This is a genomic window from Arsenicicoccus bolidensis DSM 15745 (genome assembly GCF_000426385.1).
GTDB lineage: Bacteria > Actinomycetota > Actinomycetes > Actinomycetales > Dermatophilaceae > Arsenicicoccus > Arsenicicoccus bolidensis.
Genome location: NZ_AUFG01000013.1, coordinates 17837 through 43382, shown reverse-complemented (window position 1 = coordinate 43382; position 25546 = coordinate 17837). Strand labels below are relative to the sequence as shown.

The 25546-nt window shown below is 72.6% G+C and carries 28 protein-coding genes, 1 tRNA gene and 1 riboswitch; of the genes, 7 read left to right on the top strand and 22 right to left on the bottom strand.

All coding sequences use genetic code 11. The annotated features are described in order from the left end of the window. Entirely contained in the window at positions 1-1326 is a 1326-nt protein-coding gene (locus K313_RS0109145; RefSeq protein WP_029211360.1) for a glutamate mutase L, read from the bottom strand. A 112-nt stretch (positions 1327-1438) separates the two neighbouring features. On the opposite strand from K313_RS0109145, the gene K313_RS0109140 reads away from it, so the two are divergent. Together K313_RS0109140 and msrA are read left to right on the top strand one after the other, a co-directional pair. Then, positions 1439-2404, top strand: coding sequence for an acyl-CoA thioesterase (locus tag K313_RS0109140; protein WP_029211359.1), 966 nt, complete (start codon positions 1439-1441; stop codon positions 2402-2404). Between the two features lie 18 nt (positions 2405-2422). Further along, positions 2423-3139, top strand: coding sequence for a peptide-methionine (S)-S-oxide reductase MsrA (gene msrA, locus K313_RS0109135; RefSeq protein ID WP_019285494.1), 717 nt, complete (start codon positions 2423-2425; stop codon positions 3137-3139). 28 nt (positions 3140-3167) lie between these two features. Here the strand turns inward: msrA and K313_RS0109130 are convergent, their stop codons facing one another. The 3 genes from K313_RS0109130 to K313_RS0109120 are packed head-to-tail and all read right to left on the bottom strand — an operon-like array spanning position 3168 to position 4444. After that, entirely contained in the window at positions 3168-3566 is a 399-nt protein-coding gene (locus K313_RS0109130; protein WP_051274071.1) for a PIN domain-containing protein, read from the bottom strand. After that, entirely contained in the window at positions 3563-3820 is a 258-nt protein-coding gene (locus tag K313_RS0109125; RefSeq protein ID WP_029211357.1) for a type II toxin-antitoxin system Phd/YefM family antitoxin, read from the bottom strand. The genes K313_RS0109130 and K313_RS0109125 overlap by 4 nt, the downstream gene beginning before the upstream one ends. A 51-nt stretch (positions 3821-3871) precedes the next feature. Next, positions 3872-4444: a maleylpyruvate isomerase N-terminal domain-containing protein gene (locus K313_RS0109120; protein ID WP_029211356.1), complete on the bottom strand. Its 573-nt coding sequence runs from the start codon at positions 4442-4444 to the stop codon at positions 3872-3874. 79 nt (positions 4445-4523) lie between these two features. Between K313_RS0109120 and K313_RS0109115 the strand changes: the two genes are divergently transcribed. Together K313_RS0109115 and K313_RS0109110 are read left to right on the top strand one after the other, a co-directional pair. After that, positions 4524-5426, top strand: a complete 903-nt coding sequence (locus tag K313_RS0109115; protein WP_029211355.1) for a helix-turn-helix transcriptional regulator — start codon at positions 4524-4526, stop codon at positions 5424-5426. Positions 5427-5448: 22 nt separating this feature from the next. Then, on the top strand, positions 5449-5976 hold the full coding sequence (locus K313_RS0109110; protein ID WP_019285490.1) for a GNAT family N-acetyltransferase: 528 nt from the start codon (positions 5449-5451) through the stop codon (positions 5974-5976). Positions 5977-6083: 107 nt separating this feature from the next. On the opposite strand, the gene K313_RS0109105 is transcribed toward K313_RS0109110, so the two are convergent. Together K313_RS0109105 and K313_RS22320 are read right to left on the bottom strand one after the other, a co-directional pair. Then, complete coding sequence (locus K313_RS0109105; RefSeq protein WP_019285489.1) at positions 6084-6866, bottom strand: enoyl-CoA hydratase-related protein; 783 nt, start codon at positions 6864-6866, stop codon at positions 6084-6086. A 150-nt stretch (positions 6867-7016) separates the two neighbouring features. Further along, a complete protein-coding gene (locus tag K313_RS22320; RefSeq protein WP_029211354.1) occupies positions 7017-7556 on the bottom strand; it encodes a hypothetical protein in 540 nt (179 codons plus the stop codon). Positions 7557-7755: 199 nt separating this feature from the next. On the opposite strand from K313_RS22320, the gene K313_RS0109095 reads away from it, so the two are divergent. Both K313_RS0109095 and K313_RS0109090 read left to right on the top strand, forming a co-directional pair. Further along, complete coding sequence (locus K313_RS0109095) at positions 7756-8820, top strand: SGNH/GDSL hydrolase family protein (RefSeq protein ID WP_029211353.1); 1065 nt, start codon at positions 7756-7758, stop codon at positions 8818-8820. Positions 8821-8872: 52 nt separating this feature from the next. Then, entirely contained in the window at positions 8873-10096 is a 1224-nt protein-coding gene (locus tag K313_RS0109090; RefSeq protein ID WP_019285487.1) for an acetyl-CoA C-acetyltransferase, read from the top strand. Here the strand turns inward: K313_RS0109090 and K313_RS0109085 are convergent. The 4 genes from K313_RS0109085 to pgi all read right to left on the bottom strand — a co-directional run bounded on the left by K313_RS0109085 (position 10089) and on the right by pgi (position 13249). Then, a complete protein-coding gene (locus tag K313_RS0109085) occupies positions 10089-10400 on the bottom strand; it encodes a hypothetical protein (protein ID WP_029211352.1) in 312 nt (103 codons plus the stop codon). The two genes, K313_RS0109090 and K313_RS0109085, sit on opposite strands and share 8 nt — an antisense overlap. A gap of 2 nt (positions 10401-10402) precedes the next feature. Beyond that, positions 10403-11212 (bottom strand): Bax inhibitor-1/YccA family protein, encoded by an 810-nt coding sequence (locus K313_RS0109080; protein ID WP_029211351.1) that lies wholly within the window; start codon positions 11210-11212, stop codon positions 10403-10405. 146 nt (positions 11213-11358) lie between these two features. Next, positions 11359-11431 (bottom strand) — tRNA-Leu (locus tag K313_RS0109075). Positions 11432-11569: 138 nt separating this feature from the next. Then, the gene (gene pgi / locus K313_RS0109070) at positions 11570-13249 is read right to left on the bottom strand and encodes a glucose-6-phosphate isomerase (protein WP_029211350.1); all 1680 of its coding nucleotides are present in this window, start codon (positions 13247-13249) and stop codon (positions 11570-11572) included. Positions 13250-13673: 424 nt separating this feature from the next. Here pgi and K313_RS0109065 point away from each other — a divergent pair, with 424 nt between their 5' ends. After that, entirely contained in the window at positions 13674-15104 is a 1431-nt protein-coding gene (locus tag K313_RS0109065; RefSeq protein WP_029211349.1) for a tyrosine phenol-lyase, read from the top strand. Between the two features lie 62 nt (positions 15105-15166). Here the strand turns inward: K313_RS0109065 and K313_RS0109060 are convergent, their stop codons facing one another. From K313_RS0109060 to K313_RS0109005, 12 genes are all read right to left on the bottom strand, one after another. Beyond that, positions 15167-15991 carry a uracil-DNA glycosylase gene (locus K313_RS0109060; RefSeq protein ID WP_029211348.1) on the bottom strand — a complete coding sequence of 275 codons (825 nt, stop codon included), beginning with the start codon at positions 15989-15991 and terminating at the stop codon, positions 15167-15169. A gap of 114 nt (positions 15992-16105) precedes the next feature. After that, complete coding sequence (locus tag K313_RS0109055; protein WP_029211347.1) at positions 16106-17251, bottom strand: HAAS signaling domain-containing protein; 1146 nt, start codon at positions 17249-17251, stop codon at positions 16106-16108. Continuing rightward, positions 17248-17580, bottom strand: coding sequence for a PadR family transcriptional regulator (locus K313_RS0109050; protein WP_019285481.1), 333 nt, complete (start codon positions 17578-17580; stop codon positions 17248-17250). The genes K313_RS0109055 and K313_RS0109050 overlap by 4 nt, the downstream gene beginning before the upstream one ends. Before the next feature lie 233 nt (positions 17581-17813). After that, positions 17814-18314, bottom strand: a complete 501-nt coding sequence (locus K313_RS22315; protein WP_029211346.1) for a hypothetical protein — start codon at positions 18312-18314, stop codon at positions 17814-17816. Continuing rightward, on the bottom strand, positions 18283-19344 hold the full coding sequence (locus K313_RS0109040) for an ABC transporter substrate-binding protein (RefSeq protein ID WP_029211345.1): 1062 nt from the start codon (positions 19342-19344) through the stop codon (positions 18283-18285). Before K313_RS0109040 ends, K313_RS22315 begins: the two co-directional genes overlap by 32 nt. A gap of 64 nt (positions 19345-19408) precedes the next feature. Further along, the gene (locus tag K313_RS0109035) at positions 19409-20188 is read right to left on the bottom strand and encodes an ABC transporter permease (protein WP_029211344.1); all 780 of its coding nucleotides are present in this window, start codon (positions 20186-20188) and stop codon (positions 19409-19411) included. A gap of 127 nt (positions 20189-20315) precedes the next feature. Beyond that, a riboswitch (FMN riboswitch) is annotated at positions 20316-20447 on the bottom strand. A 37-nt stretch (positions 20448-20484) separates the two neighbouring features. Continuing rightward, positions 20485-21498, bottom strand: a complete 1014-nt coding sequence (locus K313_RS0109030) for a Ppx/GppA phosphatase family protein (RefSeq protein WP_029211343.1) — start codon at positions 21496-21498, stop codon at positions 20485-20487. Then, on the bottom strand, positions 21495-22034 hold the full coding sequence (locus tag K313_RS0109025; protein WP_019285477.1) for a DUF501 domain-containing protein: 540 nt from the start codon (positions 22032-22034) through the stop codon (positions 21495-21497). Before K313_RS0109025 ends, K313_RS0109030 begins: the two co-directional genes overlap by 4 nt. 47 nt (positions 22035-22081) lie before the next feature. Beyond that, complete coding sequence (locus K313_RS22310; protein ID WP_019285476.1) at positions 22082-22612, bottom strand: FtsB family cell division protein; 531 nt, start codon at positions 22610-22612, stop codon at positions 22082-22084. 241 nt (positions 22613-22853) lie between these two features. Continuing rightward, positions 22854-24143, bottom strand: a complete 1290-nt coding sequence (gene eno / locus K313_RS0109015) for a phosphopyruvate hydratase (RefSeq protein ID WP_029211342.1) — start codon at positions 24141-24143, stop codon at positions 22854-22856. Positions 24144-24305: 162 nt separating this feature from the next. Further along, entirely contained in the window at positions 24306-24968 is a 663-nt protein-coding gene (locus K313_RS0109010) for a nucleoside triphosphate pyrophosphohydrolase (protein WP_019285474.1), read from the bottom strand. 1 nt (position 24969) lies between these two features. Further along, positions 24970-25521: a hypothetical protein gene (locus K313_RS0109005; RefSeq protein WP_019285473.1), complete on the bottom strand. Its 552-nt coding sequence runs from the start codon at positions 25519-25521 to the stop codon at positions 24970-24972. Positions 25522-25546 lie beyond the last annotated feature (25 nt).

Sequence of the window (25546 nt, the reverse complement as noted above, 5' to 3'; positions counted from 1 at the left end):
CTACCCCAGCAGGCGTGCGGCCACGCGGCGCGCCGCCGCCTCGTCCACGCCGGCCAGGAGGCCGACGGCGCACAGCAGGTAGTCCCGGTCGACGGCCGTCCGCGCGTGGTCGGGCACCCGCCACCCGCCGGCCCAGTCGCCGGTGACCGCCCCGAGGACGGCGTCCGCGACGCTGCCCCGCTCCCCCGCACCGCCGCCGTGCCTCAGCGCCCCGCCCGACCCGAGGACCAGGGCGACGTCACCGGTGGGGCGGTCCGGTCGTGCGTGGCGCCGCACCGCGATCGTCGCCGCCAGCCGGGCCAGCTCCGCGTCGTGCCCGCGCTCGTCTGCGTCGGCCGGCAGGTGCCCGGTGTCGGCGTGCACCCTCTCGGCATACGCGCGCAGTCCCTCGCTCACCGCGAGGCCCTCCGCGGGGGCCGCGTCGACGATGGTGGGGGCGTTCCACCGCATCCCGAGGTCCCCCTCGACCGTGCGCATCGCCCACATCGGGCCGACCACGTGCTTGCGCAGCGTCGCGTCCTCGCCCTGCGGCTCGATGACGGAGTAGACGTCGGTCGTCGCCCCACCCACGTCCACGACCAGCACGTCCCCGTCGTGCAGCGCCGAGAGCACCTCGACCCCGCTGAGCACGGCGTCGGGGGTCGCGGCACGCACCAGGGCGGCGAACGTCGGCCCTCTCGACAGGCCCTTGCCGCCGATCACGTGATCGAGGAACACCTCGCGTATGGCGGCGCGCGCACCCTCAGGCGCGATGACGCCGATGCGCGGGACGACGTTGTCGGTGGCGACCACCCGCCGACCGCGCTCTCGCAGGATGGCGACCACCTCGTCGCGGGCCTCGGCGTTGCCGGCCACCACGATCGGCATGGTCACGCGCGCCCGCGCCAGGCGAGTCGCGTTGTGCCGCAGCACCTCTGCGTTGCCCCCGTCGGTCCCGCCGACCAGGAGGACCACGTCGGGGCGGGCATCCCGCAGGTCACGTATGCCCTGTGCGTCGAGCTCCCCCGCGCTGACGTGCACGACCTTGGCCCCCGCGGACAGCCCGACCCGGTGCCCCGCCTCGGCCGTGACCGTCCGCTCGTATCCCACCACCGCCAGCCGCAGCCCCCCGCCCGCGCTGGAGCACAGGAGCACGTCGTCGATCTCCCCTGAACCGTCCGGCAGCTGCGCCTCAGCGAGGTCGCGGACCGTGCGGTAGCCGTCCAGCACGTCCGTCCCGACGGTGGTCGGCGTCTCGGCCCGTGCCAGCAGCTCGCCCGTCCCCGTCTCGACGACCACCGCCTTGGTGAAGGTCGAGCCGACATCGACGCACAGCACGCGGGACATGGTCGCCAGGCTATCCACCCGCATCGAACGAGCTCACACGCACAACGGCGCCAGCCGCCACATCGACCTGGGCCGATACCTCGTTGTGCGTGCGGGTCACTAGCCTGGGGCCATGCCCGGCACCCAGCGCAGCGTGACCCTCCGCTTCATGGCGGCACCGACCGACGGCAACGTCCGCGACCGGGTGGGCGGCGGCCGCATGCTGGAGTGGATCGACAAGTCCGGATATGCCTGTGCCGCAGGGTGGTCCGGCACCTACTGCGTGACGGCGTATGTCGGCAACATCCACTTCACCCGCCCCGTCGAGGTCGGGGACCTGGTGGAGGTGCAGTCCCGCGTGGTCCACACCGGGCGCTCGTCGATGCACATCGTGGCGACCGTCTCGTCCGGCGACCCGCGCGACGGGACGCTCACGATCAACACCCAGTGCCTGCTGGTCTTCGTCTCGATGGGTGAGGACGGGCGACCGGCGGCGGTGCCGGAGTTCGTGCCCGAGGACGACTGGGAGCGCGAGCAGCAGGCCCTCGCGCAGAGCCGCATCGAGGGTCGCCGGGCCATCGAGGCCGACATGGAGCGCCAGCGCTACACCGACGACACGGACGCCTGCCGCGAGACCTTGCGCTTCATGGCGGCGCCGACCGACGTCAACTGGGGCGGCAAGGTCCACGGCGGCATCGTCATGCGGTGGATCGACGAGGCGGGGACGCTGGTGGCCGAGCGCTGGCACCGCGGCAGCGTGATCGCGGTCTACGCCGGCGGCGTCCGCTTCTACCGCCCCCTTCTCATCGGGGACGTGGTCGAGGTGGAGGCCCGCCTCATCTACACCGGCCACTCCAGCATGCACGTGTCCGTGCACGTGCGATCGGGCAACCCGCGCACCGGCGAGATGCGCACGACGACGCACTGCACCATGGTGCTCGTGGCCCTCGACGAGGACGGCCACAAGCAGCACGTCCGCTCGTGGAACCCCCAGCGCCCCGAGGACCTCGCCCTGCAGGAGCACGCCAAGGCGCTCATCGACATCCGCGAGCGGCTGCGGCGTCCCATCCCCGCGGCAGCGCCCGACGCCCCGCACTGAGCGTGGGAGGATGGGGGGATGATCTTCGGTCGTTCCACCCCCGTGATGGTCACCCCCGCCGAGGCCCTGCCCGGGCGCGACACCCCGATGGGCGGGCTGGCGGCCCGTCATACGGTCCTCGATGCCCCGCTCACCGGTCCCTGGACCACCGCCGGCGGCTCCCCCGCCGAGATCCTGTATGTCGCGGGCGGGTGCTTCTGGGGGCTGGAGCGCATCTTCTGGAAGCTGCCCGGCGTGGTCGGCACCGCGGTGGGCTACATGGGCGGGTTCACCCCCAACCCGACCTACGAGGAGACGTGCAGCGGTCGCACGGGGCACACCGAGATGGTGCTCGTGGCCTACGACCCGGCGCAGGTCGGCGCCGACCGGATCGTCGCCACCCTCATGGAGAACCACGACCCCACGACCGCCAACCGCCAGGGCAACGACATCGGCACGCAGTACCGCTCGGCGATCTACTGGACCACCCCCCTGCAGGAGGCCCAGGCCCGCGCGGCGTGCGACGCCTTCGACGGGCTGCTCACCTCGCGCGGCCACGGCCACGTGACGACGGAGCTGCGCTCGGCCGAGGACGCGGGCCCGTTCTACTTCGCCGAGGACTACCACCAGCAGTACCTCCACAAGAACCCCGGCGGCTACTGCAACCACGGGCCCAACGGCTACACCTGCCCCGTCGGCCTGGTCTCCTCGGACGACCTGCCCGCCCAGACGACCGTCGAGCCGCCCCGCGCCTGACCGAGACGCGGCCACTGCCGACCACGGGTCAGACGCGCACCACCCGGATCCCGCAGACCTCGCCCAGCACGTCGAAGTCATCATCCTGGGTGTAGACGGGCAGGTCGTTGGCCCGGGCGGTGGCTGCGATCCAGAGGTCGTTGACGTTGACGCGTCGTCCGGCGTCACGGAGCAGGACGCGCATCCGCGCCCACTCCCGCGCCACCGCCTCGTCGACCGGGAGCGCCTCGACCATGGCGAGCGCCGTGGCCGTCGCCATGCGTGCGGCTCGGGTCTCGACGTCGCCGGCTGCGAGGACGCCGGCCTCGATCTCCGCGACGGTGATCACGGAGACGTACGAGCGCTCGGGCAGTGCCTCGGCGGTGACGGGGCGCCCGACCTCGCCGGCGATCCAGACGCTCGTGTCCAGCAGGCCCGCCGCTGTCACCGGATCGGACCGAGGTCGTCGGTGCTGCCTGCGCCGATCCAGGCCTGGTCCTGCGTCCAGGACCCTCCCCGCCCGGGTGCCAGGACGGCAAGGACCTCGTCCCGCTGGAGGTAGCCACGACGACGACGTCCCGGCCGGGTCAGCTCGGCCACGGGCTCGCCGCGGTGGGTGATGGTGAGTCGCTCACCCGCCGCGACGCGGGCGAGGAGCGCGCCGGTGTGGTTGCGCAGCTCTCGCGCGGCGATCGTCGTCATGTGCGCAATCGTAGCCCTCGGCGCACACCATGGACCGGGTGAGGCTCGGGTTCAGGCTCGGCGGCCCGTCCGCGCCAGGACGCGGGCACACCGGTCCGCCCCCTCGGGCACCTCGACGGGTCGGGCGAAGATGCCGGGTGCGTAGGCGTGCTCGCCGAATCCGTCCACGGCGGCGTCGATCTCGTCGAGCTCGGCATCCGTGAGGACCTCGTCGCGGCCCTGGGAGCGTGAAATGTCCCAGCGGTGCACCAGCAGGTCGAAGCCGTAGAAGCGGGTGAGGGTGGCGCCCACGGTCGTGGGGCCGAAGTGGCCGTCGAACGCCTGGTCCCCCACGGCCGGGTCCGCCAGCAGCGCGGCCACGGCCGTCTCGTGCGCGGCCCACCGGTCGGCCGGGGATCCCTCGGCGGTGACCGGCAGGGAAAGGCCGCATCCCTCGACGAAGTCCCGCTCCGTCTGGACGACGTGATCCACCACGTCGGTGGCGGTCCATCCCTCGCACGGGCTGGCGGCGTCCCAGTCGGTCGCCGCCACGACGACCGCCGTGAAGGGCTCGGCGTGCTGCCGCCAGCTCGCGAGGGTGGGGTTGTCGTCGGTCCTGGTGGTCGGGTGGGTGGTGGTGGTCATGAGGGCCTCCTCGGCAGATGGGGAGTCGAGACGGCGGGGCACGTCTGGACCGGACACCCCGACGCTAGGCTCGGCGGGCATGGGCCGTCTTGACGATTCCCGACAGCCGGGCCGGGCGACCGACGACATCGACCGGGCGCACCTGCGCGACCCGGCGGACGACAGCTTCGTGATCAGCCGCTATCTCCCGCCGGACGCGCTGCAGGGCTGGATCAGGCGCTACTGGGTGCCGGTGTGGGACGTGCCGGAGGATCCCGACCAGCCCGACCACTCCGACCAGCCCGACCGGCCCGAGCGGCCCAAGCGAGGGCGCCGGGAGCAGAAGGTCCTGCAGTACCCCGTCACCCTGGCCGTCGTGTCGCCGGTCTACGCACGGTTCGTCGGCCCGCGGCGAGGCCTGTCGATCACGGTCCTGGAGGGACGCGGGTGGGCCTTCGGCGTGATGCTCGCACCCGCCGCCGGCACGCCGCTCCTGGGTGGGCCGGTCAGCGGGATCACCGACCGGTATGTCGACCTGGCCACCGTCCCGTTGCTCGGGGACCTGCCCGAGGCGCTGCGAGCCGTGATGAGCGAGGACCCGAGCGACGAGGCAGCCCACGCCGTCGGCCGCCGGCTGGTGGAGGACCGGGTCGCCCGCCTGGGCCCTCCGGACGTCGAGGACCGGTTGGTGAACGACGTCGTCCGCACCGTCGAGGAGGACGGCTCGGTCCTCACGGTCACCCAGCTGTGCGAGCGGGTGGGCCTGTCCGAGCGGACGCTGCAGCGCCTCACCGAGCGCCGGCTAGGGCTCACCCCGCTGTGGCTCGTCCGTCGTCGCCGGCTGCACGAGGCGGCCGACCGGTTGCGTCACCACGAGGGCAGCCTCGCCGACGTGGCCGCCGACCTGGGGTACGCCGACCAGGCGCACTTCTCGCGCGACTTCCGCACGGCGACGGGCTACTCGCCGCGGGAGTTCGTCATGCTGCAGCGCGGAGGGGCCTGAACCCTCGGCTATCGTGCGCGCCATGGACGACGCCCCGCAGCCTGACCCGACCTCCCTGCTGGACGAGCTGGAGTGGCGCGACGCCACGACCGCCGACGAGGAGCTCCTCGAGGTCGCCACGTGGGTCAACGTCAACTGGCTGCGGCACCGCACCAGCCGTGCGGAGGTCCGCGAGAACCCCCGGCTGGCGCACTACTTCGCCGACTTCGGGCACCGCGGCGGCGACCTCGGCGTGGTCGCCCAGACGCGCACCGAGACCGTCGGCGTCGCCTGGGCCCGGACGTTCTCGGCGCAGGACCCGGGCTACGGCTACGTCGCCGACACCGTGCCCGAGGTGAGCGTCACGGTGTTCGAGGACTACCGCCGCGAGGGGGTCGGACGAGCCCTGCTTGAGCGGCTCGCCGACCGGCTCCGGACCGCGGGGTATGCCGGAGCCAGCCTGTCGGTGGAGGACGGCAACGAGGCGGTCAACCTCTATGGCCGGCTCGGCTATCGCACGGTGGGGCACGACGGCACGGCCGAGACCATGCTCCTCGACCTGCGCGTCTGAGCCGCCGGGCCTGAGCCGTCGACGCTCAGCCGTCGGGCCTGACCTGACGGGCCAGAGCTGTCGAACCTGAGGGGTCCGGCCTGACGTGTCCAGACCCAGGCGGCCGATCAACCCTGCGGGGTGCTGGTGAAGCGAGGGTGCCGCTTCTCCAGGAAGGCGGTCATGCCCTCCTGGCCGTCGACCCCCACCGCGCCGTCCGCCATCGCGGCGATCGCCATCGCATAGGCCTCGGACTGGTCCCGGCCGACCTGGGCGTAGAAGAGCCTCTTGCCTGCGGCGCGCTGGGCGGCGCTGCCACGGGTGACGCGAGCGACCAGGGCGGCCACCGCCTCGTCCAGCTCGTCCTCGGGGACGACCGCGTTGACCAGACCCCACTCCAGGGCGGTGCCCGCGTCCACGACGTCGCCGGACAGGGCCATCTCGAGGGCGCGCTTGCGACCGACGTTGCGCGCCACCGCCACCAGCGGGGTGTGGCAGAACAACCCGCCGCGGCCTCCCGGCAGCGCGAAGCCCGCCGTCTCGGCCGCCACCGCCAGGTCGCAGGTCGCGACGAGCTGGCAGCCGGCGGCCGTGGCGAGGGCGTGCACGCGGGCGATCACGGGCTGCGGCATGGCCTGGACGGTGTCCATCAGCGACGTGCACAGCTCGAACAGCTCGGTGACGTCCTCGGACGTGGCTCCCACCATGTCGCGGAAGCTGTGGCCGGCGCTGAACACCGGGCCCTCCGCGGCCAGCACCACCGCGAGGGTGTCGGTGCTGCCCGCCTCGGCGAGGGCGTCGCGCAGCGCGCGCATCATGTCGACCGACAGGGCGTTGCGCTGCCTCGGGCTGGTCATCGTCACCGTCGTGACGTCGCCGGTGCGGTCGACGCGGACGAGCTCGTCTGCCATGGATCCTCCTCGATCGGGCGTGTCCTGGCAGTCTGGCAAAGGGGGACGAACCTGGGCAGGCCCCGTGGCCCCACGTCGACCGTCGGCCCCTCCCGCGCGCCGAGCGGTCGGGTGCGTCAGACGCTCCGGCGCGTCAGATGCTCCGGCGCGTCAGATGCTCGGGCGCAGCGCCCCGGCCGTCCGCGGCCGCTCGAACGGGGTGAACAGACCCGGCCCGATCGGGCGCAACGTCAGGACGACCTGCCCCTGGCGATAGACCGGCCGCACGAAGTCCAGGCCCTCGATCCGGGCCTCGGGGTCGATCCGGCCGGGGTGGCCGGGGACGACGAGCTCGTCGATCACGGTCTCCGCCAGCACCCGCCCCGCCGTCATCGCCCCCGCGAGGGTGCACTGGCCGGGAAACACGAACAGCCGCCCGCCATACCGCGCCTCGTGGTCGGCGACGGCGTCGCGCGCCATGACGGCCCAGCGGTCGTGGTCGCGGTGCGAGGCGCTGGACCACCGGTGCGGACCCACGACCTGCGCGGTCACGAGGGCGATGCCGTCGACGACATGGGTGGCCGCAGTGACCACGTCGGTGCCGCGCGTCAGCTGCAGCGCCTGCTGCTCGGCCTGCTGCACCGTGGTCCACCAGCCCGGCAGGACCGCGACGTGCTCGTCAGGGCGGCGCGGAGGTGCGTCGCTGTCCATCGGGGCCCCCTGCACGTCGTCGGCGCAGCAGCGGGAGTCGCCTGCGCCAGACGTCCATTCGACTCGTGCCGAGCATCACCGCGGCCACCCTGACGTGAACGGAAGCCGAACTCGGAGAAGCCAGGTGATGCGCCTCGGGCATTACCGACAGGTAACCGAGTTTGCTTACCCTTGAAGGGACATCGACGCGGCGAACGAGGTGGGGACACTGGGTCTGGGGACGAGGATCGCGCGGGGCGGGGGCTACGGCCTCGCCGGGGCGGCGGGGGTGGGGGCGGCCGGCTACGGCATCCTCAAGGTCGAGGCGCGCATGGTGCGGCGGGTCGTGGGCAAGCCCTTCGAGACCGCGCCGCCGGACTCCGACGTCTATGGCGCCGGCCTCGGCGACCCCATCGAGCTCGGCGTGCTGGGCGACTCGCTGGCCGCAGGGCTCGGCGTCGACCACCGCCGCCAGACGATCGGCGCCACCCTGGCCCACGGCATCTCCGCGATCGCCGGGCGGCCGGTCCGTCTCACCAACGCCGCCGTCGTGGGCGCCGAGTCGACCGACCTGCCCGCCCAGCTCGAGGACCTCCTGGCCCGCGCGCCCGAGCCGCACGTCGTGGTCGTGGTCGTCGGTGGCAACGACGTGACCCACCGCAAGGACGTGCCCGAGGCCGTGGGACACCTCGCCGAGACCATCACGGTGCTGCGGTCGCGCGGCGCCACCGTCATCGTCGGCACCTGCCCCGACCTCGGCACGGTCGAGCCCCTCCCCCAGCCGCTGCGGTGGCTCGTCAGCCGGTGGTCGCGGGACTTCGCGGCCGCGCAGACGGTGGCCGCCGTCGAGGCGGGCGCCCGCACGGTGTCGCTCGGCGACCTCATCGGTCCGGACTTCCTCGCCGAGCCGGCGCTGATGTTCTCCAAGGACCAGTTCCACCCCTCGGCGGCGGGCTACGCCCGGGCGGCGTCGGCGATCCTGCCGTCCGTCGCGTCCGCGCTCGGCCTGTGGCCCGAGTCGGACCGCCCCCTGGAGGTGTCGCGCGGCGAGGGCGTCGGACCGCTGCACGTGGCCGCCGTCCACGCCGTCGCCCACCCGGGCACCGAGGTGAGCGCCGAGGCCGAGACGGAGGACACCGGCGGGGGCCTGTCGCGGACCACGCGCACCCGTCGCGCCGTGCTGCGTCGACTGCGCCGCCCGGACGTGGGCCGGCTGCGGCGACCCCAGGTGACGTCGGCCACCCCGCCTGGCGCGAGCGTGACCGACGAGCCGCAGCCGGGCTAACCTCTCGGCATACCTGCGGGTAGTTAACCCGCACGACACGAAGGAGTGCCGCATGCAGGACGCCGTCATCGTCTCGACCGCACGGACCCCGATCGGCCGGGCCTTCAAGGGCTCGCTCAAGGACGTCCGCCCGGACGACCTCGCCGCCCACGTCGTGCGGGCCGCGCTCGACAAGGTCCCCGGCCTGGACCGCTCGCTCATCGACGACCTCTACCTCGGCTGCGCCGAGCCGTCCGGCGAGCACGGCGCCAACATGGCCCGCGTCGTCGCGATCCTCGCCGACCTCGACCACGTGCCCGCCGCGACCGTCAACCGGTTCTGCGCCAGCTCCGTGCAGACGACCCGCATGGCCTTCCACGCGATCCGCGCGGGCGAGGGCGAGGTGTTCGTCTCCGGCGGCGTCGAGTGCGTCTCCCGCTACAAGAACTTCGCCGGTGCCGGCGGCTCGGACGACGGCGACAAGAACCCCCGCTTCAAGGACGCCGAGGAGCGCATGAAGCGCATCGCCCAGGACAACACCACCTGGAGCGACCCCCGCGAGGAGGGCCTGCTGCCCGACGTCTACCTGACGATGGGCCAGACCGCCGAGAACGTCGCGACCCTGCGCGGCGTCTCGCGCGAGCGTCAGGACGAGTGGGGCGTCCGTTCGCAGAACCTCGCCGAGGAGGCCATCAAGAGCGGCTTCTTCGCCGAGGAGATCACGCCGGTCACCCTGCCGGACGGCACGGTCGTCTCCACCGACGACGGCCCCCGCGCCGGCGTCACCCTCGACAAGGTCCAGACCCTGCAGCCGGTCTTTCGCGAGAACGGCACGGTCACGGCCGGCAACTGCTGCCCGCTCAACGACGGCGCCGCGGCCGTGGTCGTGATGGCCGCCGACAAGGCCAAGGAGCTGGGCCTGACCCCGCTCGCCCGGATCGTCTCCACGGGCGTCAGCGCCCTGTCCCCCGAGATCATGGGCCTCGGCCCCGTCGAGGCGTCCCGCCAGGCCCTGGCCCGCGCCGGCATGACCATCGGGGACCTGGACCTATACGAGATCAACGAGGCCTTCGCCGCGCAGGTGCTCCCGAGCGCCGACGACCTCGGCATGGACCTCGACAAGCTCAACGTCAACGGCGGCGCCATCGCGCTCGGCCACCCCTTCGGGTCGACCGGCGCGCGCATCACCACGACGCTGCTGCACTCGCTGCAGGCCCGCGACCTGACCTACGGCCTGGAGACGATGTGCGTGGGTGGCGGCCAGGGCATGGCCATCATCTACGAGCGCCTCAGCTGATCTCGCGCCGCACCTGCGCGAGACGCTCCGCGAGCGTCCGTATGCCGCCCGACTGCCGCCCCTCGGGGTGCAGGCGGGCGGCGTCGTAGGTGCACACCTGGAGCTGGTGCAGCAGGGTCGCCGGGCCGAGCTCGGGCAGCGTCTCGCGGGGTCGCGCCTCGGCGTCGGCCACCTCGTCGGCCAGGGCCTGGGCGAGCTCGCGCACCGGTCCGGACGCGCGAAGCGCGTGGTCCAGCGGCAGCTGCTGCCACCGCCGGACCACGCGCTCCAGCTCGACCCTGACCTCGTCAGGGATCGCGGTCATGCTCAGTCGCGGAAGCGCCCGATGAGGCGAAGCATCTCGATGTAGAGCCAGACGACGGTCACGACGAGACCGTGCGCCAGCAGCCAGGAGTACTTCTCCGGGGCGCCGGAGCGGACGGCGTTGTCGATCGAGTCGAAGTCGAGCGCGAGGGTGAAGGCCGCGAGGCCGGTCGCGAACAGCGAGATCCCGATGCCGATCGGACCGCTGCCACCGAAGCCCCAGCCGCCGCCGACGCCCAGGAGCGCGGCGCCGAGGTTGATGAGGGCGAAGATCGCGTAGCCGATGAGCGCCATGCCCATCATGCGGCGGAACTTGTCGGTGACCTTGATGAAGCCGCCCTTCCAGCCCGCGAACATCGCGCCGAAGACGCAGAGCGTCGCGAGGATGGCGGTCGGGACGGCACCGTCGTAGGCCCGCTCGAAGTTCTGGCTGAGGGCGCCGACGAAGGCACCTTCCAGCACGGCGTAGGTCACGATCAGCGGGACGCTGATGGCCTTCTTGAAGGCGATGACGAGGCCGAGGACCAGCGTGCCGATCATCCCGCCGAAGAGCAGGACGAGGCTGGTGGCGGGCATCAGGGCCGAGGCGTACCAGCTGACGGCGCCCACGCCGATGACGATGCCGAACAGCAGCAGGGCCTTCATCATCACGTCGTCCAGCGTGAGGCGGCGCTCGTGCGCGGGGATGACCGGCGGCGCGGCATACATGTCCTGCAGCTGGCCTGCGGACAGGTCGGGCGTGCGCTGCTGGCCGAAGCCGGCGTAGCCGCGCTGCGCCTCCCGGTCGACGCGATCGAAGATCGGGTTGCTCATCGTGGTCTCTCCCAGTGATCGGGCCGTCACGCTCGTGGCGACGGTCTCTCTCAGCATGACGCCACAGCGGCCGGAAATGTTCCCGACAGGCGGCGTCCTTCTCACGCGCGGCTCGCACCCGGCTGGGTCGGACGGTTCACGTCTCGTGCCCCCGACGGGACTCGAACCCGCACTCGAGCGATTTTAAGTCGCCTGCCTCTGCCGTTGGGCTACGAGGGCAGGCCCAGACTAGAGCGCGACCAGGTCGTATGCCGAGAAGCGGGCCGCCCCCTCGGGTCGGCCCGCTTCTCGTGGCTGCGGCGTCGTGCCGGAGCCAGGTCAGTGCCCCTCAGTCTGTGCCCCTCGGTCTGTGGCCCCTCAGCTGGTGCGGTGCTCGCGGTAGTACTCGATGAGCCCCTGCGTGGACGGGTCCTGCGCGGCCAGGGCGTCGGCGTCGCCCTCGATGGCCGGGCCGACCTCCTTGGCGAGCTTCTTGCCGAGCTCGACGCCCCACTGGTCGAACGAGTCGATGCCCCACACGACGCCCTCGACGAAGGTGATGTGCTCGTAGAGCGCGATCAGCTGGCCGAGGGTGGACGGGGTGAGGGCGGGCGCCATGATCGAGGTGGTGGGCCGGTTGCCCTCGAACACGCGGGCGGGGACGAGCGCCTCCTCGGTCCCCTCGGCGCGGACCTCCTCGGCGGTCTTGCCGAAGGCGAGCGCCGCGGTCTGGGCGAGGAAGTTGGCGAGGAACAGCTCATGGACGTCCTGGGCGCCGTCCTTGAGGGGGTGCGACGGGTTGGCGAACGCGATGAAGTCCGCCGGCACGAGGCGGGTGCCCTGGTGGATGAGCTGGTAAAACGCGTGCTGGCCGTTGGTGCCGGGCTCGCCCCACCAGATCTCGCCGGTCTCGGTCGTGACGGGCGTGCCGTCATACCGCACGCTCTTGCCGTTGGACTCCATGGTGAGCTGCTGGAGGTAGGCCGGGAAGCAGTGGAGGTACTGCGCGTAGGGCAGCACGGCGTGCGTGTGGGCGCCGAGGAAGTTGGAGTTCCAGATGTTGAGCAGGCCCATGACCGCGGGGACGTTGCGCTCCAGCGGGGTGGTGCGGAAGTGCTCGTCCATCGTGTGCATGCCGGCGAGGAGCTCGGCGAACCGCTCCGGACCGATGGCCACGGCGAGCGAGGTGCCGATGGCGGAGTCGACGGAGTAGCGACCGCCCACCCAGTCCCAGAACCCGAAGGCGTTGGCCGGGTCGATCCCGAACTCGCTGACCTTGTCCAGCGCCGTCGACACGGCGACGAAGTGCTGCGCGATCGCCGAGAGCGCCTGGTCGCTGTCGCCCTCGCGGATGGCGCCGCGCTCGGCCAAGCCGTCCAGCAGCCACTTCTTGGCGAGGCGGGCGTTGGTGAGGGTCTCGAGCGTCGTGAAGGTCTTGGACGCGACGATGAACAGCGTCTCCTCGGGGTCGAGGTAGGCGGTCTTCTCGTGGACGTCGGTGGGATCGATGTTGGAGATGAAGCGCAGCTCCAGCCCCTCCTGCCCGAACGGCTTCAGCGCCTCGTAGGCCATGACCGGGCCGAGGTCCGAGCCACCGATGCCGATGTTGACGACGTTCTTGATGCGGCGACCGGTCACGCCGGTCCAGCGTCCCGAGCGCACCTCGTCGGCGAAGGCGTAGACCTTGGCCAGCTCGGCGTGGACGTCCGGGACGACGTCGTGACCCTCGAGCTCCACGACCGTGCCCTCGGGGGCCCGCAGAGCGGTGTGCAGGACCGCACGCTTCTCGGTGACGTTGATGCGCTCGCCGCCGAACATCGCGTCGCGACGCTCGATCAGCCCCACCTGCTCGCCCAGGCGGACCAGCTCGGCGAGGATCCGGTCGTCGACGAGATTCTTGGACAGGTCGACGTGCAGGTCACCGGCGTCCAGGCTCAGGCGGCGCGCCCGGTCGGGGTCGGCGGCGAACCAGCCACGCAGGTCGGGCTCCAGGTCGTCGCGCGCGTCGGTGAGCTCGCGCCAGGCGTCGGTCGTCGTCGGATCGACAGGATGGGGCATGTGGTGCCTTCCTTGCGGTGATGGCGGACGTCAGGGTGTCGTGCGAAGACGCCGTTGTCATCGCTGCGCGGCCTGGGCCACGCACCTATGAATCTAATCACCTCCGCACCTGCCCGGAGCGGGACCCCCCGATCTTGTCGCAGGTCCACGCCGTGCGGTCACCCGCGATGAAACGTTTGAACGATTTAACGAAACCGCGCCGGAGGTCCCCTCGCGTCGCCTCCCGAAGACCCTGAGGTCGGCCGTCGCGGACTCGCTGTTGTCGACCGCGCGCCGTGACTTATGGTCACACTGCCCACGTCATACGGCTGATTGCTCGGCACATTGAACACTCTGTGCGCCCGGACCCGCCTGGGTTGCGTAGCGACTGCCCCAGGAGCAGCGTGGGCGGCACGCAACCAGGACGCAACCAGAGACGAGGAAGGTGAGCTCCGTGGTCAACGCCGAGCCGTATCGCATCAAGATGGTCGAGCCCCTGCACATGACGACCCGCGCCGAGCGCGAGGAGGCGATCCGGGCCGCCGGCCACAACACCTTCCTGCTCAAGAGCAAGGACTGCTACATCGACCTGCTCACCTACTCGGGCACCTCCGCGATGAGCGACGCGCAGTGGAGCGCCATGATGCTGGGCGACGAGGCCTACGCCGGGGCGCGGTCCTTCGACAACCTGTGGAACGCCGTCGAGGAGTTCTACGGGTTCCCCTACACCTGCCCCACCCACCAGGGCCGCGGCGCCGAGCACCTCATCTCCCAGATCCTCATCACGCCCGGCCAGCACGTGCCCGGCAACATGTACTTCACGACCACCCGCGCCCACCAGGAGCTGGCCGGCGCGACCTTCCACGACGTCATCATCGACGAGGCCCACGACCCCTCCGCGATCCACCCCTTCAAGGGCAACGTCGACCTCGACAAGCTCCGCGCCCTGATCGACGAGGTGGGCGCCGACCAGATCGCCTACGTCAACGTCGCGGTCACCGTGAACATGGCCGGCGGCCAGCCCGTCTCCATGGCCAACATCAGGGCCGTCCGCGAGATCTGCGACGAGCACGGCATCATCATGTGGTCCGACGCGACCCGCCTCGCCGAGAACGCCTACTTCATCCAGCAGCGCGAGGAGGGCTACGCCGACACGCCCTGCGCGCAGATCGCCAAGGAGATGCTGTCCCACTTCGACGGCCTGACCATGTCCGGCAAGAAGGACTGCCTGGTCAACATCGGCGGCTTCCTCGCCATGCGCGACGAGGACATCCTGATCAAGGCCCGCGAGCTCGTCGTCCTCTACGAGGGCATGCCGACGTATGGCGGGCTGGCCGGTCGCGACCTGGAGGCCATGGCCGTCGGCCTGCGCGAGGCGCTGGACGACGACTACCTCGCCCACCGCATCGGCCAGGTGCGCTACCTCGGCGAGCGTCTGATCGAGGCGGGCATCCCCGTGGTGCAGCCCATCGGCGGCCACGCGGTGTTCCTCGACGCGCGTGCCTTCCTGCCCCACGTCCCCCAGGACGAGCTCCCGGCCCAGTCGCTCGCCGCCGAGATCTACGTCGAGTCCGGGGTGCGCGCCATGGAGCGCGGCATCGTCTCGGCCGGCCGCACCAAGACCGGCGAGCACAACCACCCCAAGCTCGAGCTCGTCCGGCTGACGATCCCCCGGCGCGTCTACACCAACGCCCACATGGACGTCGTCGCCGACGCCGTGATCGCCGTCTGGCAGCGGCGCGCATCGATCCGCGGTCTGCGGTTCGTCTACGAGTCTCCGACGCTGCGGTTCTTCACCTCGCGGTTCGAGCCGCTGCCGGTCTCGCCCCTCCCCGTCCACGAGGGCACGCAGGAGGAGCACGCCCTCGCCCACTGACCTGCTCGCCCATCCCCCGCTGCCCCCGGCCCCATCACCCGGGGGCAGCACCCTGCTCGGGGTCACAGCCGAGCGATCACCTCGTCGAGCATCGTCTCGGTCAGGCGGCCGGTGAAGGTGTTCTGCTGGCTGACGTGATAGCACCCCACGAGGCGGATCTCCTTGCCCCGCGCGGTGATCAGGGTGGCCTCGGCGCCGTGGCCGAACTTCGGCGCGGGACGCGGCACGGTCCAGCCGAGTCGTCTCGCGGCGCCGATCGCCTGCGCCCAGCCGATGCCGCCGAGGGCGAGCAGGCTCTCGAGATCGCGCTCCACGAGGGTGATCTCACGATCCAGCCACGGTGCGCAGGTGGCCTTCTCCAGGGTCGAGGGCTGGTTGTCCGGGGGCGCGCAGTGCACCGGGGCCGTGATGCGCACGCCGTGCAGCTGGAGGCCGTCTGCCGCGTGCACGCTGGTGGGCTGGCTGGCCAGGCCCGCGCGGTGGAGCGCGGCATACAGCCAGTCCCCGCTGCGGTCCCCGGTGAAGATCCGGCCGGTCCGGTTGGCCCCGTGGGCGGCGGGGGCGAGCCCGACGATCAGCGCGCGCGGGTGCGGGTCGCCCCACCCCGGCGCCGGGCGGCCCCAGTAGGGCTGGTCGGCGAACGCCGCCCGCTTGGTCTCCGCGACGCTCTCGCGCCACGCGACGAGCCGCGGGCAGGCCTGGCAGACAGCCACTCTCGCGTCGAGCTGGTCCAGGGTCCGGGCCGACCCGGCCAGCCGTATGACGTCCTCCGGGGCTGCGGCACGCGGGGTGCGGGGCCGCGAGGGATCCCCCGGCCAGCCGGTGCCCGGCGGCACCGGCGACGGGTGGAGGTCGCCGGTGCCGGGGTGCGGGAGGAGCAGGTCCATGCCCCGCAGGATGCCACCCCACCCCGCCGACCGGTCACTTACCGACCCACACCCCGCCCATGACCGACCACTCGGCGAGGAGGGACCCCGCCGAGTGGTCAGCTTCGGACGCGCTCAGGGGGTCGTCGTCCCGGTCGGGGTGGGCGTCGGGGCCGTGGCGGTCGACGTAGGTGCGGTCGAGGGCCCGGAGGTCATGGTCGGGCCGCCGCTCGGACCGCCCGGCCTGCTCGGGCTGGACGTCACACTCGGGCCAAGGGTCGCGCTCAGGCTTGACGTCGGGTTCGAACCGGCCGCCGAGCTGGCGCCGGGCGACGGGGTGGCGGTCGGCGCCGGCTGCACGGGCAGCAGCGGCGGCAGGGTGGCCGGCGGCCGCCAGGCGTACTCCTCGGCGTCGAGCTGTTCTTGGGTGGGGTGCCAGGCGTCGGTGCTCGGCAGGCTGCGGGGGACGACGTTGCGCTGCGCCTGCCCATAGCTGTCGACGGAGGCGATCCGGTCCTGCACGTCGTGCGGCCGCACGATCAAAGGGCTTCCGCCCTCGTCGAAGAGCCGGGCCCGCGGAACCGGGTTGCCCTGCTCGTCGTAGACGAAGACGTTGGCCACCTCGACACCTTCCCTGGACAGTCCGGACGGCGCCGCAGGCTGGGAGTACACGGCCGGCAGGTAGTTCCCGTCCCCGTAGAACCGCTCGACCAGCTGCGCCCCGAATACCAGCGAGGCGACCACGGCGATCGTGTTGGCCAGGCCGATCGCCAACCGAGCAGCCCTGGGCACCCCCCTGCCGCGCCAGCCGATCCACACGCTCAGGGGCACGGCGGCGAGGAGCAGCAGCACGCTCGCCACCTGCCCCAGGCCCAGCATCGCGTTGATGCACCACACGGCGAGGAAGGCCCGCAGCAGCCACCACGCCGGGTGGAGCGTCCTGACATAGTCGCGCGGGTGACGCAGCCACGGATGCCGTTGCAGCGCAGCGTCATACGACTCCCGCACGGTAGCCGTGGCCTCCCGCATCCCCCTGGTGCGGGAGGCCACGGCGGATCGTGGGGGCAGGCCGGCAGCGGCGCGCAGCTCGGCGGCGTAGGTCTCGGGCTCGCCAAGGCGGGCGACGAGCGAGCCTGCCTCGGAACGGATCTCGGCCAGGTCGGCCTCCATGCCGGAGGTCAGCTCGTCGACGTCGTCGGCGCGCAGGTCGTCCAGCGCCCGCCTCACCCGCGCCACGTAGTCGCGGATCTCGTTGTCGCCCAGCACGATCGTGTCGCTCATGCCACTGCCTCCGCATCCTTGAGCAGGTCGTTCATGGTCCCGGCGAAGGTCCGCCAGGTCTTGCCCTGGCGCTCGAGGATCGCGCGCCCCTCGCCGGTGATGCCGTAGTACTTGCGGTGCGGGCCCTCGTCGCTCGGCACGACGTAGGACGTCAGCGCGCCGGCCGCGAAGAGCCGGCGAAGCGTGCCGTAGACGCTGGCCTCCCCCACGTCCTCGAGCCCCGCCGCCCGGATGCGCCGGACGACGTCGTAGCCGTAGCCGTCCTCGCGTGCCACCACCGCCAGGACAGCGAGATCCAGCACGCCCTTGACGAGCTGAGTGGTCTCCATGGGCACCCCCTTCTTCCACGTCGCACACTACCGCGCCATGCGCACTAGTGTCCACAGCGGGATAGGCACGGTCCGCTCTCGTGGCGTCGTTCGGCACCTGCACCTTCGTCGTCGGTATGCCGGACCGTCGGCGCATGACGAAGGGCCGCCCCGCGACGGCGGGACGGCCCTTCGTGACCAGGGCTGACTCGTGGCAGGCTGCCCGACGCTGTGGTCGGCGACCGCCGGTCGGGTCAGGCGTGGGTGCGAAGGCGACGGGCTGCGGCCACCACCGCACCGGCCGCGGCCACCAACCCCAGCCCCAGACCAACGGCCACCATCGGCGCGGGCGAGTCGGACGGCTGGGCTGACCTCTGCGCCGCGGGCTGCACGGCCACAGGCTCCGCGGCCGTGGGCTGGGCCGCTGCCGGCGCCCCGCCCGCCGCGAATCCGCCTGCGGTGCCGGACCGGTCGTAGCCGGAGCCCGGCAGCTTGTCGGCGTACTTGGCGTGCACGGTGCGCTGGTAGTCGCGCAGCGCCATGCCGGCACCGACGGCTGCCCGCGCCTCGTCGTTGAGTGGCAGCACGCGATCGCCCTTGACGGCATACCAGGCGTTGATCTGCGGCTCGCGGAACAGTGAGCCGCCGGAGGCCTTGCGGGCCAGCTGGGCCTCGAGGCCCCCACCGGCCGCGTTGACGGCCTCACGTCCGCGGCAGGTCGCGTCAGCGCGAGACGTAGCCCGCCGCCACCGCATCGGCGGCGGGGACGTCCTTGGCGATGAGGCCCTGCGAGCGCATGAACGCCGTCATCGACGCCCACTGCGCCGGGTCCAGCCGACCGCTGACCGCCCCGTCCTTGGTGAGCATCACCTTGACCGTGGCGTCCAGCGTGGCGCGGGCCGCGGTGGCGGCCTTGGCGTCCGCGAGGTTGGGCACGTGCCGCGACGAGTCCTTGATGGTCTGCTCCGGGTCGGAGGCCATCGTCTGGATGCCGTCGAGCATGCCGTCGGCCACCGCGCGCACCCGCGCCGGGTTGGCCTGCAGATATTTCCTCGTCGTGACGAGCGAGATGGACACGAGCGGGACCTCACCGGTCGCGGTGAGCGGGATCGAGCGCACGTCGAGCCCCGCGAGCCGCATCTGCACGGTGTCGTTGTTGGCATAGCCCATGACGGCGTCGACCTTGTCGGTCGCGAGCGCGGCCTGGCTGGTGTAGCCGATCTCGGTGACCCGCACGTCCTGGTCGGTGATCCCGGCGGCCTTGAACATCGCCAGGGCCCCGAGCCAGCTCTCGCCATACCGCCCGGGAACCCCGAGGGACCGGCCCTTGAGGTCGGCTGGCGTCTTGATCGGGGAGTCGGCCGGGACGATCAGCTCGACGGGGTACCGCCGGTAGTAGGAGGCGACCGCGACGAGGTCCAGGCCCTTGGCCCGCGCCTCGATCATCTCGTCGCCCCCCGCGATCACGAGGTCCTCCTGCCCGGAGGCGATCGCGGTGAACAGCCCCTCCTGCGCGCCGTGGTGCCGCACCGCGACGTCGGCCCCCCGCTTGCGGAAGTAGCCCTGCTCGATCCCCACGTAGAACGGCGCGAACTGGATGTTGGGGATGTAGGTCAGGCCCACCGTGGCCTTGCCACCCCCGGCGCTGCTGCCGGCGGGGGTGGCAGCGGTGGACGACCGGACCACCTGATCGCTGCCGCTGCCGCTGCCGCCGCCGCACGCGGCCAGCGCCAGCACCGAGGTGAGTCCGGCGGCGGTGAGCAGGGATCGGCGGGTGATGGTCACGGGGAGTGGTCCTCTCGAGGGGTGCTGCGGGGGGTGGCTGATGGGGGGTGGGGACGGTTCGAGGTCAGCCGCGCGGGGTCTCGCGGACGTCGGCGACGATCGAGGAGCGTCGCTCGACGACCAGGAGCAGGGTGTATGCCGAGGCCGCGATGGCGCACAGCATGACGATGACGGCGACCATGCCGGCGGTGTCGACGGCGTCGCGCTGCAGGGTGAGCAGGGTGCCGAGTCCCTCGCCGCCCATGACCATCTCGCCCACGACCGCCCCGGTCACCGACAGGGTGAAGCCGTTGCGCAGCCCGGCGAGGACGTTGGGGAGCGCCAGGGGGGCCTCGACGTGGCGCAGCAGGTCCCAGCTGCCGGCGCCGTCGATCCGGGCGGCGTCGGCCACCTCGTGCGGCACGTGGGTGAGGCCGACGACCGAGGAGATGAGGATGGGAAAGAACACCATGAGCGAGCACAGCGCCACGATCGCGGTCAGGCCGTAGCCGACCCAGAGCACCAGCAGCGGCGCGAGCGCGATGGCGGGGATCGCCTGGGTGGCGCCGAGGAAGGGGGTGACGGCGGCACCGACCCAGCGCGAGCGGTGGATCAGCACGGCCAGCGGCAGCGCGACCGCCGCGCCGAGCGCGCAGCCCCCGAGGGCCTCGGCGAGGGTGAGCGCGACATAGGGCCACACCACGGGTCCACTGAGCATGCCCACCAGCCGCGTCGCCACGTCGACCGGGCCGGGCAGGAGGAAGGCGGGCAGACCGCCGTAGGCCGCGACCAGCTCCCAGACGGCCAGCAGGACCGCGCCGAGCGCCAGCGGCGCCAGCCAGGTGTGCCGCGCGTGTCGGGTCATCCTCACCTCCGGTCGACTCCCGTGCCGTTGCTGCGTGGCTGCGCCGGGGTCACCGTCGGTCGACGGACGTGCGCCAGGTGCGGCTCCGACCCGGTCGCGACGACCGGAGCGGGCGCCGACGAGGCGCCGCGTGCTGCCTCCCATCCGGACTTTCACCGTCGGTCCTGGAGTTCCACCAGGTCAACCGCCCACCTCAAGAGGTGGTCGGGTCGCGGACTGTCACCGCCGGCTCGGAATTGCACCGACCCCGGAGCACGTGCTCCCCCCAGTGTAGGCCCGTGGCCGGCCTCCCTCGGTCAGTCGACCGAACCCGCCAGGCGCAGGCAGACGCCGTCGAGGATGTCGTGCTCGGAGGAGACGACGAGGTCGTCGGCGCCCGCCCCCACGACGCGCTCGACGATCCGGCCCCAGATCAGGGCCCCGGGCCCGATGACGTCGACGCGGCCCGGGTGCATGAACGGCAGCGCCGCTCGGCTCGGTCGGTCCAGGTGCACCAGGTCCGCGCAGGCGGCGCGGACCACGTCGGCAGGGAGCCGGGACAGGTGGATGACCTCGGGGTCGTATGCCGCGAGCCCCATCGCGTGCGCGGTCACCGTCGTCACGGTGCCGGCGACGCCGACCAGCGTGCGCACGCCGGCGAGCTCGACCGTGCTGCAGGCCAGGTCGAGCTGCCGGTCGACCTCCGCCAGGGCGGCGGCGAGCTCGTCGGCCGTCGGCGGGTCGTGGTGCAGGTAGCGCTCGGCGTGCCGCACGCATCCCATGTCGACCGACCGCGCCGCCTCGACGGCACCCTCAGCCGTCCCGCGCACCAGCTCGGTGGACCCGCCGCCGAGGTCGACGACGAGGTAGGGGCCGGGGATACCGGCTGCCGCCAGGTCACCCGTCGCGCCGAGGAAGGACAGCTCGGCCTCCTCGTCGCCGGTGATCACCTCGGGGACGACGCCGTCGTGCCCGTGCTCGGCGAAGGCGGCTCTCACCCCGGCCGCGAAGTCTTCCTCGTTGCCGGCGTCGCGGGCGGCCGAGGTCGCCACGAAGCGCACGGCCGAGACGCTGAGGTCGGCGCACTGCTCGGCATACTCGCGCGACCGTCCGAGAGCCCGCTCCATGGCGGCCTCGGAGATGCGCCCGGTCCGGTCGACCCCCTCGCCGAGACGGACGACCTCCATGCGGCGGACCACGTCGTGCAGCGCGCCGACGGCAGGCGCCGCAGGCCCATCAGGCCCGGCGACCTCGACGTCCGCGACCAGCAGGCGGATGGAGTTGGTCCCGCAGTCCACGGCCGCGACGCGACGAACGGCCCCGTCGGTCACCGGCGCTCCCAGCCGTCCTCGGTGGGGGCGACGCAGGGTCCGGGGGCCCACCACTCCCCCACGGCCTCGACGGCCTCGTCCCCCAAGGGGTTGACGCCGGGCCCGGCGGCCAGCGCGTGACCGGCGAGGACGTGCAGGCACTTGACGCGGGTGGGCATGCCCCCGGCCGAGATGCCGTCGATCTCGGGGACCGAGCCCAGCTCGGCGCGGTCGGCGAGGTAGGCCTCGTGCGCCCGCCGGTAGGCGCCCGCCAGCGCCTCGTCGTCCCGGAGGCGTTCGCTCATCTCGCGCATCACGCCCTGCGCCTCGAGGGTCGACAGGGCACCGGTCAGCCGTGGGCAGGTGGCGTAGTAGGTGGTCGGGAACGGCGTGCCGTCCGGCAGCCTCGGCAGGGTGCGCAGGACGTCAGGACGTCCGCACGGGCAGCGGTGGGCGACCTCGACGACGCCGCGCGCCTCGCGCCCGAGCTGGGCGTGGACCGCTGCGGCGTCCTCGTCGGTGAGACCCGGTGCGGGCGTGGTGGACTCGTTGCTCATGCGGTGGCCTTGGCCTTCGGGAGGAGAGGTATGTCGGGAGCCCGGCGTCAGCGCGTGGGCGAGGCACCGGGCGAGGTGCGGCCGCCGGGGGCGCTGCCGGACGGGGTGGAGCCGGGGCGGGGGGTGTCCGAGATCGTGGGCTGCGGCGTGGGCGTCGGGCCACCCTCGGCCGGGGCCACCGTCGGGTCGAGGCCGAGGCGGTCCGCGCTGGACAGGGAGGTCCAGACCTTGGAGTACCACGGGACCTGCTGCGCCTCCAGGTCGACCCCGACCACCTGGGCGTCCACCGAGGTGCGCCGGCCCGTCTGCGGGTCGAGCACGGTGTAGGACGTCTCGCCAGGCTTGACGAAGTGCAGCCGGGAGCGGATCTGCTGCTCGAGGAAGGCCTGGTCGTCCCACTTGGCGCGTTCGCGCATCAGGTCGTCGACCTGGCGCTGCTGCTCGACGATGGAGTGCTCGAGGGTCGCGATCTGGTCGCGCTGCTCGAGATAGCGACGCAGGGTGGGGACGAGCATGATCGCGAGCATCACGACGATGGCCGCGAGGCCCAGCAGGCGCCGCACCGTGGCCGGTCGCATCCGGCCGCGAGGCCCACCCGCTCCTCGTGAGCCACCGGTCCCTCGCGGGCCGCCCGGCCCGCCGGATCCCCCGACGCCGCCACCCTCACCGACGCGGCGACGAGGACCCTCCGCGGGCCGACGCTGCCGGTCGCCGGCACCGGCCGGGCGCCGGGACGAACCCGCGGCAGCACCGGAGGAGGGACGTCGCGCGGGGCGTGACGTCCCTCCTCGGGAGGTGCTGGATGGCATGTGCTCCAGACTAGGCGCTGGCGCCCTTGAAGCGCGGGAACGCGCCCGCACCGGCGTAGACGGCCGCGTCGTCGAGCTCCTCCTCGATGCGCAGGAGCTGGTTGTACTTGGCGACGCGCTCGGACCGGGCCGGGGCACCGGTCTTGATCTGGCCGCAGTTGGTGGCGACGGCCAGGTCGGCGATGGTGACGTCCTCGGTCTCGCCGGACCGGTGCGACATCATGCAGCGGTAGCCGTTGCGGTGGGCCAGGTCGACGGCGTCCAGCGTCTCGGTGAGCGAGCCGATCTGGTTGACCTTGACCAGCAGGGCGTTGGCGGTGTCGGTGGAGATGCCGCGCTGCAGCCGCTCGGGGTTGGTGACGAACAGGTCGTCGCCGACCAGCTGGACCTTGTCGCCGAGCTGCTCGGTGATGGACTTCCAGCCGTCCCAGTCGTCCTCGTTGAGCGGGTCCTCGATGGAGACGAGGGGGTAGGCCGCGACGAGCTCGGCGTAGTAGGCGATCATCTCGTCGGCCGACTTGCTGCCGCCCTCGAAGGCGTAGGAACCGTCCTGGTAGAACTCGGACGCCGCGACGTCGAGCGCCAGGGCGATGTCCTTGCCGGGCTCGTAGCCCGCGGCACGGATGGCGTCGAGGATGAGGTCCAGCGCGGCGCGGTTGGACTCGAGGTTGGGGGCGAAGCCGCCCTCGTCGCCGAGACCGGTGGCCAGGCCGCGCTCCTTGAGCACGGACTTGAGGGCGTGGTAGACCTCGGCGCCCCAGCGCAGGGCCTCCTTGAAGGAGGGCGCGCCGATGGGGGCGATCATGAACTCCTGGATGTCGACGTTGGAGTCGGCGTGCGACCCACCGTTGAGGATGTTCATCATCGGGACGGGCAGGACGTGGGCGTTGGGGCCGCCGACGTAGCGGAACAGCGGCAGACCGGCCGACTCGGCGGCGGCCTTGGCGACGGCGAGGGAGACGCCGAGGATCGCGTTGGCGCCGAGCGAGCCCTTGTTGTCGGTGCCGTCGAGGGACAGCATCTCGTTGTCGACGAGGCGCTGCTCGGTCGCCTCGTAGCCGAGGACCCGCGGGGCGATCTCGTCCAGCACGGCGTTGACGGCGTCCTCGACGCCCTTGCCGAGGTAGCGACCCTTGTCGCCGTCACGACGCTCCACGGCCTCGAACGCTCCGGTGGAGGCGCCGGACGGGACGGCGGCACGCGCGATGGTGCCGTCCTCCAGGGCGACCTCGACCTCGACGGTGGGGTTGCCACGCGAGTCGAGGATCTCGCGTGCGCCTACTGCTTCGATGTTGGCCACAAGTACTCTCCTGATCGATGGTGAGCGGTGCGGCTCGAGCCTATCCCGTGCGCCGCAGGGGGCGCGCCGGGGTCTGCGGCCAACCGTGCCGTCGTCCGAGCGGTGGACAGGCACCTGCCGTATGCCGTCCGGTCAGCCCCTCGCCGGCCTCTCGCAGGGCGCTCAGGCGTCGCCGTCGGCCGTCGCGGCGAGGCGCAGGACGGTGCCCCGCAGGGCCTGCTCGGCGTCGATGCCCCGACCCCGGGCGTCGAGGACGAGGGCCAGCAGGGCGGCCCCGACGTCGTCAGGCTGCGGCGCAGCGGCGGCGGCGAGCAGCTCGCCCCGTCCGGTCCGCTCGAGCCGCGAGGCCGTCTTGGCCGCCAGGGCGAGCGCCGGCAGGGACGCGGGGATGCCGTCGAGCAGGCCGGTCCGGTCGGGCTTCTCGAGGGCCTTGATGGCCTCCCAGCCGGCCTCGACGTCGGCGGCACCCGACACCACCGCGTCCGCGAAGACGTGGGGGTGGCGCCGTTGGAGCTTGGTGATGATCGCGTCCGCGACGTCGTCCACGTCGAACGGCTCGGTGGCGTGCTCCTGACCGACCCTGGCGTGGAAGGCCACCTGGAGCAGCACGTCCCCCAGCTCCTCGACCAGGTGCTCACGGTCGCCGGAGGCGATGGCGTCGGCGAGCTCGTGCGCCTCCTCCACGGCATACGGCGCGAGGCTCTCGTGGGTCTGCTCGGCGTCCCACGGGCAGCCGCCCGGGGAGCGGAGCCGGTCCATGACGGCCACGAGGTCGAGCAACCGCTCGCCGGGGCGGGGCCGCTCGACCTCGTCGGTCGTCGTCATGTCAGGGTGCGGGAGCCGGGGTCGGCGCGGGGCTGGGCGCACCGGCCGCGTCCGCCACGAGCCAGTTGCGGGTCTCGGGCCCGATCTGCAGGGTCTTGCGGTCGAGCGAGCCGTAGCGCGGGTTGAGCTCGATGTCGGCCTGCTTCAGCTGCTGGACGACCTTCTCCTCGGTGGCGGGGTCCATGCTGTTGAGGGCGAGCGCCGTGCGGACGAAGTCGAGCGTGGACCGGGACGGGTTCTCGACCTTGTCCAGCAGCTTCCTGGCGGCGTCGTCGGACACGCCCTTGCCGGACTGCTGCACGGCGGGCAGGACGTAGCGGCCGAAGGTCAGCAGGCTGACGACGTTGGCGGGCTGCACCGGCTGCGTGACCTGCGAGGATCCGCCGTTGAACTCGCGGGCCGCGGTCTGCACGTCGGACTCGAGGATGGGCTGGCCGTCGACGATCGCCGCGGCGCGGGACTGGGAGCCCTGGTCGCACCCGGTGAGGAGTCCGGTGGCCGCGACCACGGCGGCCAGCGTCCCGGTGAGCACGCGCTTGGAAGCCAACACCATCAAGTCCTCTCGGCAAAGGGTCTGC